The following is an 11,831-nucleotide window of genomic DNA, read 5'->3' as shown; positions in this document are numbered from 1 at the left end:
AATTGCAACGTTGGCGCCGGATCCTCAGCGCACTACGAACGGGAACACCGCACAGGCCATGGCGGTGAACATCATCAGCAGGCAGATCAGCACCGCCCACTTCAAGGTGAACTTCTGGTGATCGCCAAACTCCACACCGGCCAGGCCCACCAGCAAGTAGGTCGAGGGCACCAGCGGGCTGAGCAGATGCACCGGCTGGCCGATCAGTGAGGCGCGGGCCATCTCCACCGGTGTGATCCCGTAGGTCTGCGCGGCCTGCGAGACGATCGGCAGCACGCCGTAGTAGAAGGCGTCGTTGGAGATGAAGAAGGTGAACGGCATGCTGGCCAGGGCCGTGATCGTGGCCAAGTACGGGCCCCACGCATCGGGGATGATGGCCAGGAAGCTGCCGGACATGGCCTCGACCATGCCGGTACCGGACAGGATGCCGGTGAACACGCCGGCGGCGAAGATCACCGCCACCACCGGCAGCGCGTTCTTGGCATGCTCGGAAATGCGCTCACGCTGCAGCTTCACGCACGGGTAGTTGACCACCACCGCGATCGAGAAGCCGACCATGAACAGCACCGACAGCGGCAGTACGCCCAGCACCAGGCACACCATCAGGGCAACCGTCAGGGTTGCGTTGAACCACAGCAGGCGCGGCCGCTTGAGCTGCAGGGCACCCTCCTCGGCCGGCAGCAGCGCGCTGTCCAGGATCTCCGGCGAACCATGCAGATCGATCGTGCCCAGGCGCTGGCGCTCGCGCTTGCCCAGCACATAGGCCAGGCCGAACACCCCGACGATGCCCACGATCATCGAAGGGATCATCGGCACGAACACGTCCGAAGGGTCCACGTGCAGCGCACTGGCCGCGCGAGCCAGCGGCCCGCCCCACGGCGTCAGGTTCATGACCCCGCCGGCCAGGATCGTCACGCAGGTCAGGCTCAATGCATCCATGCCCAGGCGACGGTACAGCGGCAGCATCGCGGCCACGGTGATCATGTAGGTGGTTGAACCATCGCCGTCGAGCGAGACGAAGGCGGCCAGTAGCGCGGTGCCTACAACAACTTTCAGCGGATCGCCGCCCACGGCCTTGAGGATGCGGCGGATGACCGGGTCAAACATGCCCGCATCGATCATCACGCCGAAGTAGAGGATGGCGAACATCAGCATCACGCCGGTCGGCGCCAGCGTCTTGATGCCTTCGAGCATCATCTTGCCCAACTCCGGTCCGCCGAAGCCGCCGATCAGGGCGAACAGGATCGGAATCGTAATCAGCGCCACCAGCGGCGAGAGCCGCTTGGTCATGATCAGCGCCATGAACGCGATCACCATTCCAAATCCCAGCAAGGTCAGCACTGCCTGCTCCTTATCCCCTTCCCCAGGGACCGTCGGGTCACGACAGGCGTCTGCCTTGCCGTCCACCCGGCGCCAGATTCAAGGCGGCGCTGAGCGTGGAGGGATACTAAGCAGACCTTACTGTCGAACACCTGACATTGCAGCGCAGCATTTTCAAGGGCGATTCCGTGCAAGGAACATGCAGGAAAGGCCTAGAAAATAGGGATATTTCGCACTAAAGCCGACGCGTGATAGGTCGGACATTTGTCAGGGTTTGCTGGCGCCGTGACGCCGTCTTCCCGTATTCAGCGCGGCGGCTTGGCAAGAATGGCGCGCCAGGCCTCGAGCATCTGACGGCGCTTTTGTTGATCCAGATAAACCAGCAATCCGGGCCCGAGTGCGATGGGACGCAGCACACCAATCTGCGACTCGTTCACGCCAAGACGCTCGTAGATGCCGTCGAGCTCCTTGCGGATCGGTGGCAGTCCGCACTCGGCCGCCATGACACGTTGGCCGCGCACCGAAAGCAGGTAATCCAGGAAGCGATGGGCGAGCCCGGGATTGGGCGCGTTCTTGGAAATGACCACTGTTCTGGCCAGTACCAAGGTGTGGTCGCGGGGGTACACCAACAGGAAATTGCGCTCACTTCCCTTTCGGGCGCGCGCATAGGATCCCAACAAGTTGTAGCCAGCCACCAGCTCGCCGCTTTCAATACGTTCGAGCAAGGTGGCCGTGTGCTCTTCCACCTGCAGATCCACATCGCCGAAGGCCTCGACCAGGGCACCAAACTCATTGCTGTGGCGCACATCTTGCGAGGCCAACAGATAGCCCACGCTGCTCTTGGAAATATCGTAGGTGCCGATGCGTCCGCGCCAGAAACCGGGGTCCTTGCGGATCTGATCGATGAGTTCGGCGCGTGACTGAGGGATCGGGCGCCCCTGCATGGCCTGGCGGTTGAACACCATGACCGCCGGCTCGAACGTGAACCCGAACGCCTCGTCGCGCCAACGCGCCCAGTTGGGTAGCGCGCCGGCGCTCAAGGACAGGTGGCGGGCCGCGTAGCCATCGTTGACCAACTTGACCTGCAGGTCCATGGACGTGCTGATCAACAGGTCCGCCCGATGGGTGCCAGCTTTCTCTTCGCGTACGAACCGTTCGTATTGCGGGGTGGCATCCAGATTCTCGTAGCGCACGCCGATGCCCGGATGCAGGCGTTGGAAGTCCACCAGCAGGGGCTCAAAGACAGCCGTATCCAGGGTGCTGTACAGCGTCAGCGTGCCCTCCGGCGTGCCTTTCGCCGGGTACTCCTTGCCCCAGGCCGATCCCATCATCAGGCACAGCAGCACTGTCCATGCGCAGCGCGTCATGGGGTCCCCTTCAGGCACAGGCGAACGATGAGTCCCCCGCCCTCGCGATCGATGAGCTCGATCGTGCCGCCGTGACTGCTGACCACGCGTGAGACGATTGCCATGCCCAGGCCCGCACCAGAGGACTGGGTATCACCGCGCTCGAACCGTTCAAAGATGCGTTCCCGGTTCACTATGTCGATGCCAGGCCCCCTGTCGGCCACGGTGAGCGCGTAGAGATCGTTGTGCTCATGCAGTGCCACTTCCACTTCCGCGTCCGGTCCCAACGCCTCCGGCGTGCCGTGGCGAATGGCGTTATCGATGAGGTTCTTGATTGCCTCGCCCAGTAGGACCGCATCCCCACGCATAGGGGCGGGGGCCATGCTGCTGATGAAGCCCACCTGCACATCGCCGGACATGGGCACGGCATCGCGCATCGCGCGCTTGATCACATCCACCAGATCAAACTCCTCAAAGCGTCGGACATCGGCGCGATGCATCACCATCGCATCGCTGAGCAACTGGTTGACCAGACGGGTCAGGCGCGATGCATTGCGCTCCACCTTGAGCAAACCGCGCCGCATCTCGCGGGGATCATCTTCGTCCAGGGCCAACTGGGCCTGGGCGCGCAATGCCGCCAAGGGCGTGCGGATCTGGTGGGCCGCATCGCCGATGAAGGCGCGCAGGCCGGCCACGTTGCCTTCCAGACGACGCATGAAGCCATTCAAGGCAGTGACCAGGGGCTGGACCTCCGCCGGCACCGGGGCCTTCAACGCGCGTAGATCGGAAGGTTCGCGTCCGGCCAAGTCCTGGCTGAGCGATTCCAGGGGCCGCAGCGCCCGGCCCACGCCGAACCAGGCCAAGGTCAGTGCCAGCAACGTCAGGGCGGCGATAGGCACCAGCGCGCCCAACACCAGCTCGCCTGCCAGTTCCTCGCGCGCTTGTCGCGTCTGTCCAACTTGCACCCAGACCCAGCCGCGCAACTCGGGCTGGGCAATCTGCCGCCCCAAGACGACAAAGCGCACCACATCACCTCGATAGGTCGCATCGAAAAAGCGTGGCGCCGGCACTTCAGAGGGTCCTTCTCCGCGCGAACGCGCCAGCGGAATCGTGGGTAGGTCCTCATAGCCGGTCACGGTCTGCGCACTGGGGCCATACACCCGATAGAAGACCTTGTCCTCCGGCGCTGCCGACAGCATGTCCAGCGCCGCATACGGAATATCCACCCGCACCTGGCCCCCGTCCACGGACAACGTCTCGGCAATGGACAGCGCCGAGCCCGCCAGCAGGCGATCGTAGGAAAGATCAGCTGCGCGCAAGCCGTACGCGCGCGCAGCCAAGTACATCACCACCGTCCCGGCCAGGAACAGCAGCGCCATCGTGGTGACCAGTCGCGCCTTGAGTGAGCGCACGCGCTCAGGCATCAGCATCTACCCGAGGCTCAGCCACGTAGCCCAGCCCACGCATCGTGCGGATGTTCAAGTGATCGCCCAACTTCCGGCGCAGACGCCCGACGTAGACCTCGATGGCATTGGCACCGGCCTCATCATCGAAGTCGAACAACTGCGAGGAGATGTCCTCCTTGCTGAGCACACGCCCCAGGTTGCCAATCAGGATCTCCAGTAGCCGGTACTCCCGGCGCGGCAGATCGATCAGGGTGTTGCCGATCATCACCGTCTTGGAAGTGCGATCAAACACCAACTCGCCGATGCTCGTGCTGCCTGAAGCGATGCCTTGTGCGCGTCGCAGCAACGCCCGGCAGCGCGCATCGAACTCGCGAAAATCAAATGGCTTGGACAAATAGTCATCCGCGCCGACATCCAGCGCGCCTACCCGGTCTTCGACTTCCGAACGCGCCGTCAACATCAGCACCGGGGTGCGTTCGCCACGCGCGCGCATGCCCCGCAGGATCGAAAAACCATCCCGTCGCGGCAGCCCAATATCGAGGATGACCAGTTCATAGCTTTGATAGCGCAGAACTTCGTCCGCCGACTGGCCATCGCGTTGCCAGTCCGCGGCATAGCCTTCTCGTTTTAGCCGGCGCTGGATTGCATCGCCCAGATCCGCATCATCTTCAACCACCAAAATTCGCATGCTGGGACCCCTCCCCGCAGTGCCACGACTGACACAACCCATAGCTAACTTGTCAGCTTCACGACAGCTTCCGCATTTAGCTTTCCTGCATCGTACACGCAGGTGCAATGACGTGTGCAAGGGCTAAGGAATTCGCAGAGCGAAGCGTAAAAATCCTTGGTTTTCGCTGCTGCGATGCAGCACGTGATTTCCGTTCGCGCCGATGCGGCGCCCGTATACGCAAGAGGAGTTCGTTGAAGATGATCCGTTCTCACACCCTCGTCGCCAGGCCAGGACGGCTGCATAAGTTGGGCTTGAGCGTGGCCATCGCCATGAGCCTGAGCACAGGTTCGGCATTGGCGCAGAGCGCGAACGATAGCGAGGCTATTCGTCAGGAACTGCAGGCGTTGCGCCAGCAGCAAACGCAGATTTCCCAGTTGCAGCAACAGAATGAAGCGGCCATCGCCGCGCTGGAAGCGCGGATGGGGATTGAGACCCCAGCGGTCGCTGCTGCGCCGTCAGCACCGGCACCGCCCAGTACGCCGGCCGTGCCTGCGGCGCCCACACCGACCGATCGACTCAAAGTCAGCGGCGATTTTCGCCTGCGTAGCCAGTACGACCGCTCTGACGACGACGCGCGCGATCGCACCAGTGGCCAGGTGCGCGCGCGGTTAGGCGCGACCTATGCTGTCAACGAGCGGGTAAGCGTGGGCGCGCGCCTGGTCACCGGTGATTCGGATGACCCGAACAGCACCGATGTGCAGTTGTCCAACTGGAAGGACGATCTCACCATCAGCCTGGACTTGGCTTACGCGCAACTCAACTTCGGCGATCTCAAGCTCTATGGCGGCAAGTTCCCGCAGCCGTTCGCTCGCACGGACCTAGTGTGGGACGGCGATGTGAATCCACAAGGTCTGGGCGCGACCTACAAGCATGCGCTGGGCAACGGTGGCGCGCTGCGCACCAACGGTGTGTTCTTCGTGGTCGACGAGCAGGCCGGCGGCGTGGACAGCACCATGGGCGGCGTGCAGGTGGGCTACGACTCCCCTGATCTGAGTGGATTCAAGTACGACCTCTCCGGCGCCTACTACCGCTACAGCTTGGGCAGCCTGGCTGGGGCCGATGCCGGCGACTGGCGCACCAACCGCCTCAATCCCGATGGCACCTTCCTGTCCGACTTCGAACTGGCGAACCTGCTGGTCGGGGCGACATGGCAGGGTTCCAACGAGAAATGGCCGCTGCGCGTGGTGGGTGACTACGTCAAGAATCTGGGCGCGGTGGATGATCAGGATACAGGTTACGGCATCGACGTGAGCCTAGGCCGGGCCAGCAAGCCGGGCGACTGGCGCTTCACCTACGGCTACTCGCAGACCGACGTAGACGCGGTGCTCTCGGCCTTCTCGCACGACAATATCGGCATCGCGACCAACTACAAGTTGCATGCATTGACGGTGGATTACATGCCCATGCCCAAGACGCTGATCAGCGCCATCTGGTACCACTACAAACCCAACGATCCGGCTTACGCGGGCAGCAATGCGCCCAATGACTGGCTTGACCGCGTCCGGCTGTTCTTCCTGGTGAACTTCTGATGCGTTGGCCCGGGCGCGTATGAGATCCAAGTGGCGATGGCTGCTCGCGGTAGTGGCCAGTATTGCCGCCGGGGCGTGCCTGCATCTTGTGGGCGCGCCTTTGCCGTGGATGATCGGGCCGCTACTGGCCTTTGCGGCGAGCAACATCATGCACGCCAACGTGCAGGTGCCGCGCCAGGTGCGCTTTGCAGGGCAGTGGATCGTCGGCGCGGCGCTGGGCCTGTATTTCAGCGCGCCGGTGGTGGAGCGGCTGATCGACCTGTCCGGCTGGATCGTGCTGGCTACCGTGCTTTCCCTGGGCGCGGGCTTGGTGGCCTCCCAATTGTTGATCCGTATCGGTGGTGTGGATCCGGTCACGGCCTTCTTCGCCGGTACCGTGGGCGGGGCGGCGGAGATGGCCAATCAAGCCGAACGCTACGACGCGCGAGTCGATCAGGTCGCCGCCTCGCAAGTCACGCGCGTGCTGCTGGTCGTGCTCCTACTCCCACTGGGCTTCAAGCTCAGCGGACTACATGGCGATGATCTCTACCATGCCGTATCCGTACCCCTTCACCCGCAGGGGCTGCTCGGCCTTCTGGGCGCCGGTCTGGCCATGGGCGCGCTGGCGGCGCGAGTGGGTATTCCCAATGGCTGGCTGTTCGGGCCCTTGGTGCTCAGTGCCGCCCTTACTGCCAGTGGTTATGCGCCCTCCTCCGTGCCGGGCTGGTTGGTCAATCTCGGGCAGTGGTTGATCGGCTGTTCGCTGGGGGCACGCTTCACGCCTGCGTTCTTCCGCGGCTCGCCCCGCTTTTTGCTCGGCGTGCTGGTCAGTGGCGGCGCGTTGATCGCGCTTTGCATGGCCACCGGCGTATTGATTGCGCTGCTATCGGGCATCCCCTGGACGACCATGGTGCTGGCTACCGCGCCGGGCGGCATCGCCGAGATGGGCCTGACGGCCAAGCTGCTGCAATTGGGGGTGCCGGTGGTGACCGCCTTCCACATCATTCGCCTGGCCGTGGTGGTCAGTACCGTGGGCCCAGGCTTTCGCTTGCTGCGTCACCTGCAGCGCCGGCGCTGACTGGTACATGAAGCGCCCCGTTGGCTTTACGGGTTCCCTACAAAGCTCGCACGGCACTCCGACATTGCGCTACCTACCCTGCGCGCACCTCCCCCCGCGCTCATTTCCCTATGGCAGGACACTATGGCCACATGCCCCGCGGCATGCTGGGCACCTTCAAAGCCTTGCGTTGGTCGCTACAAGGCCTGCGGGCGGCGTGGCTACATGAGGCCTCATTCCGGCTGGAGGTCGTGCTGGCGGTCGCCTTGGTTCCGCTTGCAGCCCTGTTGGGCGACACGGGCGTGGAGAAAGCCCTGCTGATCGGCGCGGTGATGGCCGTGCTGGCATTGGAACTGCTGAACTCCGCCATCGAGGCGGTCATCGAGCGTTACGGCGATGAGCACCATGAACTGGCCGGCCGCGCCAAGGACATGGGCTCGGCCGCTGTCTTTATCGGCATCGCGTCGGCCTTGGCCACCTGGGCTCTGGTGCTGTTGAGCTGAGGTGATCTAGGTCGGTGCCCGCTCTACAAACTGCGCCACGATGAAGGCGCCCACCGAGAACACCGCGAGCAGGAGGTAGAAGCTGAGAATATGCCAGCGCTTGCGATTACCCAGGATCGCAAACACGTGCCGTGCGGAGGGATACTGCAGCTTGCGTCCGAAGCTATGGGCGTAACCTTGCATGACAGCCGCGCTGTTCGCCCCACCAAGGTGCAGATCTATCCGTTGCGAGATGTCTGTGGTGTGCTCGATCGCGCTGTCCTGGAAAGACTTGTAGATCAGCTCCAGATAGATGAAGGCCACCAGCAGGGCCAGATTGGCCAGCGCGATGGGGTCAAAGTCTTGAGAGATGGAGAAGGCAATGACCGCCGAGGTCGTCAGTAGCGCCCAGTTCCTGACCTTGAAGATGTGGTCATCGCACTTGTCGATGAACCCAAGTGTCTGAGCGAAGTCGGTCTGCAATGTATCGATGGGCTGCATCGGGCCACCTCTCAGCTCTGCGCTACTGAATCACGTCCATAGCTCTCCCGTGTCATGTTCCCCTCCTTCTCACCGCTAGCAACTCCTCGGCATGACCGACCATAGCGTAGATGCGCTCGGCAATCCTTCGTCCGGACGTGTTGCGCATGCGATCGAGCGTATGCTCCAGCGCGTGCTTCTGGATATCGCCTGAACTCGAGCGTTGCGGACCCCGTGCGGTCAAGGCGTTGAGAATGGATCGCCATTCCGCGCGCAGTGGGGCCGGTACTTCATCCTCACGCAGTCTGCGCAGCTGTGTGTAGGCATGGCGTAGGCGGGCGCGCACGTCGCCCTCGCCCACGGCTAGGTAATACAGGGCGGCATTGAACTTTTCCCGGTGACGAAGGCTAGCCATCCCTGCTCTTACCCCATAGGCGGTGAGTCGACTTGCCCCCCGCCGCGCTTCGACGACGGGCCAGACGTGATGGTCCTGATCCGCACCAGCGCCAGTAAGCCATCATCAGAAGGTAAAGCCTAGCCCGAGCAGGAGGCTATCGATCTCATCCAGCGTTTGTATCTTGTAGCCTTTGCGGAAGATGGCGGTGAGGGCCACATTGGAGGCAATGTCATAGGTGTAGGAGAGCTCTCCGTAGGATCTGGACTGCCCGGTATCGATATCGCGGACATGGGCCAAGTCCAGGCCGAAGGCGGCCCGACGATCCCAGCCATAGAGCCTCAGGCCCAAGGTGGGAACCACCCGCACATAGCTGCCTGCCAAGCGCTGTTTGTCCAATGTCGTGTTGCCGCTGGCATCACGCACGTCGCCGGCTTGTACGGACACCGAGGGCAGCCAGACCAGCTCCCAGCTGTTGGGGCCGCACACCTCGGACGACAAGCAGTGGTAGTAGCCCGGCCCTCCGAAGCGCGGCGTCGACACGGCATAGGTAGCGGTGGCCAACACGACATCGCGACCAAAATCGCCATCGGTCAGGTAGGACGGCGTCAACGAGAATCGGTGTATGGCATCGTTGTGCGCATCCCGGGTCTTGATCCACTCGATATTGAAGCCCAACGAGACATCGCTGTTGTTCTTGCCCTTGCTGGAGGTGAAGGAGTCCACATCCAGCCCGAGAACAGGGCCACACTGGACGATGGTGTCGCCCGGCATGGGTTGATCGGCTCGGGAGCAGAACGGCGGTCCTACGATGGTCCCCATCAACTGCACGCCCTTCTCGCCTTTGACATCATCTTCCCGGTAGCTGACCACGAAGGGCCGCGGCTTCAGGTCGCTTCCACCGCGTGGATCCAAGGGATCGGTGGCTTTCCTGTTGACCTTTACTGGCAGTGCCAGCTTGGCCTGCGGTCGCCAGTCGACGTTCCGTTCCTGAGCGTGTTCTACGAACTCGGTCGTTCGCCACTGGCTGGCGCAGGGCTGCCCGGAGTTCGGGGCGCAGCTGCCCGGACCAATTCCATTGAATGTTTCATCGAGCAGTCCACGATGCAAGCGCTCCACCAAGGCAACGTCGGATTGCATGCCCGCCGCGCCGAGGGCGGCTTTGATTACATCGGCGGACTGGTTGTAATAGAAGTCACCTTCAGTGACATATGCCCGAATCTCCTCCTCCTCCATGAGACCATTCCCGTCGGCATCGGCCGCCAAGACGCGCGTCTGGGTGCAGACCGGTCCAAAGTTCTTCTCGTCCCTGCACTGCTGCAAGGCATCTGCCTCCGCCAGCGCGATGGTGGGAAAGCACAGGACGATCAGCATGAGAATGCGGTTCATAGCGCTGCTCAGAAGCACTTGGCCGAGGACAAGAGGTAGACGTCCCTGATCTGGGACGTGAGTGAAATGGCGCCCCACTCTTCCTCCGTGAGGCCGCGCTTAAAGCCGTCCAAGCTGCTCAGCGCGTGATTCACCTCCGGTAGCAACGTCACCACCGGACCTGGCGCGTGGCGCCCCACCTTGGATACGAAAGTGGCCGTTTTGTAAGGCTTGTTCCACCAGTGCGCAACGGCGCCGCGAACGGCAGCCACACGGGCTTGCGGGGTTGCCATGGGTGTTCTCCTTCAGTGACCTACCTGCATGTGATCGCGTGACCATCCAGTCCGCTGTGCTGCGTACTGACCCGGTAACCGCCATCCTTGAAGCCGTAGACGACGTAGTGGCCATCCCAGCCTGTCCCGAACAAGGCTCGATTGGTGGTCATGGCTTCGTATTCGGCATCGCCGGCGTTGGCAGCCGGGATACTGACGCGCGGGCGCCGCCCGCTGACACCAAGCTGATCGGAGGTCAGTAGCTTCAGGGTGTCCATGCGGGGGTGGCCATGATCGTGAGCCGTCCCCGTCCCCTGCCCGCTCGAATCCCCCACGCCCATCATCGCGATGCAGGGGCTGACGGCCTCCAGCCATGTTTGCTCGGTGCCGTTGGTGGCGCCGTGATGGGCGACCTTCAGGACATCCACATCAAAGGCCGTGAGGTCTCGCTCGTAGTCCTCAAGCAAATAATCCACGCCCCCGCGCTTTTTCTTGGTTTCGCCCACTTGCAGATCGCCAGTGAACAGGAACGAGGCTTGGCCGAAATCAATGCGCACCACGACTGAGTGATGATTTGGGTTGGGGTCGGCATCGCCCTGCTCGTCCCAGCCTCCCCACAGCACCCGGATCAGCGGGTCGGTGGCTTCCTGCGGGCAAGCGCCGATGGGATCGATCACGGGCGAGGTTCCGCCCTCGTACCACTTGATTTGCTCGACCCGAATCGGGTGGTAGCCCTGGGTAGCGGCCTCGCGGAGCAACACCTGCTTGTCGGCGCCGCCGGTGACGTCGTAGGCGTTATCCACGACGTTCTCTACAGTCAGGGCCACCTCAGCAGGGGCTTTTCCCAGCACGAACGGAAAGCCCAAGGCATGATCGTTGTGGCTGTGCGAGGACACGACCAGGTTGAGGGTGTTATCCAGGTCCGGTCTGCGCTCCTGGAAGAACCACGTCAGGTAGTCGATCAGCGATTGCTTGTACACGATGCGGTTCTGATAACCGGCATCGATGAGCGCCACGCCGCAGGCAAACTCCACCAGAAAGGCATCGCCTTGACCGACGTTGATCGCATGTACGGCCATCGACCCACGCGGTAGCGCATCGGGTCGAAAGGCATCATCCCCCGCAACGGCACGGGTCAGGGCGAAGCGACGGAGGTCTTCGCCTCCGCGCTGCTTCAGCGTTGGATGCGGCGTGGCCGGCTGCAGCACGGGCTCGGCGCTGACGGCGGCCAGGGTGTCGGCCGCCAGGGTGACCGCAGCAGCCGGTGCCGGGGGAAGTGCGTCGGCCGCCGGCGGTGGAGCGCTCGTGGTGGGGGCGTGCGCCTTGCGCACGGGGCCACTGGCGCAGGCACTCAACCAGCATGCGGCCAGCAGCAATACCGTCCTTGCCCGTCGTCCTCGGCACATAGCGCCTTCCCCGTGGGACTTTTCCCTTCATACGCGGGACTCTTCAGCGGGCGGCCACTGGT

Annotated in this window: 12 protein-coding genes; 3 read left to right on the top strand and 9 right to left on the bottom strand. The window is 63.0% G+C overall.

Annotated features, from left to right (window positions below):
- Positions 1-24: 24 nt before the first annotated feature.
- The 4 genes from Q0907_RS17990 to Q0907_RS17975 all read right to left on the bottom strand — a co-directional run bounded on the left by Q0907_RS17990 (position 25) and on the right by Q0907_RS17975 (position 4,760).
- On the bottom strand, positions 25-1,341 hold the full coding sequence (locus Q0907_RS17990; protein WP_299347292.1) for a CitMHS family transporter: 1,317 nt from the start codon (positions 1,339-1,341) through the stop codon (positions 25-27).
- A 284-nt stretch (positions 1,342-1,625) separates the two neighbouring features.
- Positions 1,626-2,687 (bottom strand): ABC transporter substrate-binding protein, encoded by a 1,062-nt coding sequence (locus tag Q0907_RS17985; RefSeq protein WP_187572611.1) that lies wholly within the window; start codon positions 2,685-2,687, stop codon positions 1,626-1,628.
- Complete coding sequence (locus tag Q0907_RS17980; RefSeq protein ID WP_299347290.1) at positions 2,684-4,096, bottom strand: sensor histidine kinase; 1,413 nt, start codon at positions 4,094-4,096, stop codon at positions 2,684-2,686. Before Q0907_RS17980 ends, Q0907_RS17985 begins: the two co-directional genes overlap by 4 nt.
- Positions 4,083-4,760, bottom strand: a complete 678-nt coding sequence (locus tag Q0907_RS17975) for a response regulator transcription factor (protein ID WP_299347288.1) — start codon at positions 4,758-4,760, stop codon at positions 4,083-4,085. The genes Q0907_RS17980 and Q0907_RS17975 overlap by 14 nt, the downstream gene beginning before the upstream one ends.
- A 239-nt stretch (positions 4,761-4,999) precedes the next feature.
- On the opposite strand from Q0907_RS17975, the gene Q0907_RS17970 reads away from it, so the two are divergent.
- The 3 genes from Q0907_RS17970 to Q0907_RS17960 all read left to right on the top strand — a co-directional run bounded on the left by Q0907_RS17970 (position 5,000) and on the right by Q0907_RS17960 (position 7,870).
- Entirely contained in the window at positions 5,000-6,331 is a 1,332-nt protein-coding gene (locus Q0907_RS17970; protein WP_299347324.1) for a putative porin, read from the top strand.
- 19 nt (positions 6,332-6,350) lie between these two features.
- Positions 6,351-7,388: an AbrB family transcriptional regulator gene (locus Q0907_RS17965; protein ID WP_299347286.1), complete on the top strand. Its 1,038-nt coding sequence runs from the start codon at positions 6,351-6,353 to the stop codon at positions 7,386-7,388.
- A gap of 110 nt (positions 7,389-7,498) precedes the next feature.
- The gene (locus Q0907_RS17960) at positions 7,499-7,870 is read left to right on the top strand and encodes a diacylglycerol kinase (RefSeq protein ID WP_187572606.1); all 372 of its coding nucleotides are present in this window, start codon (positions 7,499-7,501) and stop codon (positions 7,868-7,870) included.
- 6 nt (positions 7,871-7,876) lie between these two features.
- On the opposite strand, the gene Q0907_RS17955 is transcribed toward Q0907_RS17960, so the two are convergent.
- The 5 genes from Q0907_RS17955 to Q0907_RS17935 form a co-directional block, all read right to left on the bottom strand.
- A complete protein-coding gene (locus tag Q0907_RS17955; protein ID WP_187572605.1) occupies positions 7,877-8,350 on the bottom strand; it encodes a hypothetical protein in 474 nt (157 codons plus the stop codon).
- A gap of 52 nt (positions 8,351-8,402) precedes the next feature.
- Positions 8,403-8,744, bottom strand: a complete 342-nt coding sequence (locus Q0907_RS17950; RefSeq protein WP_299347282.1) for a hypothetical protein — start codon at positions 8,742-8,744, stop codon at positions 8,403-8,405.
- A 105-nt stretch (positions 8,745-8,849) separates the two neighbouring features.
- A complete protein-coding gene (locus Q0907_RS17945; RefSeq protein ID WP_299347280.1) occupies positions 8,850-10,112 on the bottom strand; it encodes a hypothetical protein in 1,263 nt (420 codons plus the stop codon).
- Positions 10,113-10,120: 8 nt separating this feature from the next.
- Positions 10,121-10,384 (bottom strand): hypothetical protein, encoded by a 264-nt coding sequence (locus tag Q0907_RS17940; protein WP_299347278.1) that lies wholly within the window; start codon positions 10,382-10,384, stop codon positions 10,121-10,123.
- Positions 10,385-10,404: 20 nt separating this feature from the next.
- Positions 10,405-11,694, bottom strand: a complete 1,290-nt coding sequence (locus tag Q0907_RS17935; RefSeq protein ID WP_299347277.1) for an MBL fold metallo-hydrolase — start codon at positions 11,692-11,694, stop codon at positions 10,405-10,407.
- Positions 11,695-11,831: the final 137 nt, after the last annotated feature.

The sequence above is a fragment of the uncultured Pseudoxanthomonas sp. genome (assembly GCF_947498795.1).
Taxonomy (GTDB): Bacteria; Pseudomonadota; Gammaproteobacteria; order Xanthomonadales; family Xanthomonadaceae; genus Pseudoxanthomonas_A.
Note: the sequence above shows the minus strand (reverse complement) of the source record. Positions and strands in the feature narration are given on the sequence as shown.

What these genes read in the sequence shown, in the direction of transcription:
- Q0907_RS17965 (WP_299347286.1), top strand. Translation starts at nt 6,351, where the DNA reads ATGAGATCCAAGTGGCGATGGCTGCTCGCGGTAGTGGCCAGTATTGCC.
- Q0907_RS17945 (WP_299347280.1), bottom strand. Translation starts at nt 10,112, where the DNA reads ATGAACCGCATTCTCATGCTGATCGTCCTGTGCTTTCCCACCATCGCG.
- Q0907_RS17985 (WP_187572611.1), bottom strand. Translation starts at nt 2,687, where the DNA reads ATGACGCGCTGCGCATGGACAGTGCTGCTGTGCCTGATGATGGGATCG.
- Q0907_RS17960 (WP_187572606.1), top strand. Translation starts at nt 7,499, where the DNA reads ATGGCAGGACACTATGGCCACATGCCCCGCGGCATGCTGGGCACCTTC.
- Q0907_RS17970 (WP_299347324.1), top strand. Translation starts at nt 5,000, where the DNA reads ATGATCCGTTCTCACACCCTCGTCGCCAGGCCAGGACGGCTGCATAAG.
- Q0907_RS17940 (WP_299347278.1), bottom strand. Translation starts at nt 10,384, where the DNA reads ATGGCAACCCCGCAAGCCCGTGTGGCTGCCGTTCGCGGCGCCGTTGCG.
- Q0907_RS17950 (WP_299347282.1), bottom strand. Translation starts at nt 8,744, where the DNA reads ATGGCTAGCCTTCGTCACCGGGAAAAGTTCAATGCCGCCCTGTATTAC.
- Q0907_RS17980 (WP_299347290.1), bottom strand. Translation starts at nt 4,096, where the DNA reads ATGCTGATGCCTGAGCGCGTGCGCTCACTCAAGGCGCGACTGGTCACC.
- Q0907_RS17975 (WP_299347288.1), bottom strand. Translation starts at nt 4,760, where the DNA reads ATGCGAATTTTGGTGGTTGAAGATGATGCGGATCTGGGCGATGCAATC.
- Q0907_RS17955 (WP_187572605.1), bottom strand. Translation starts at nt 8,350, where the DNA reads ATGCAGCCCATCGATACATTGCAGACCGACTTCGCTCAGACACTTGGG.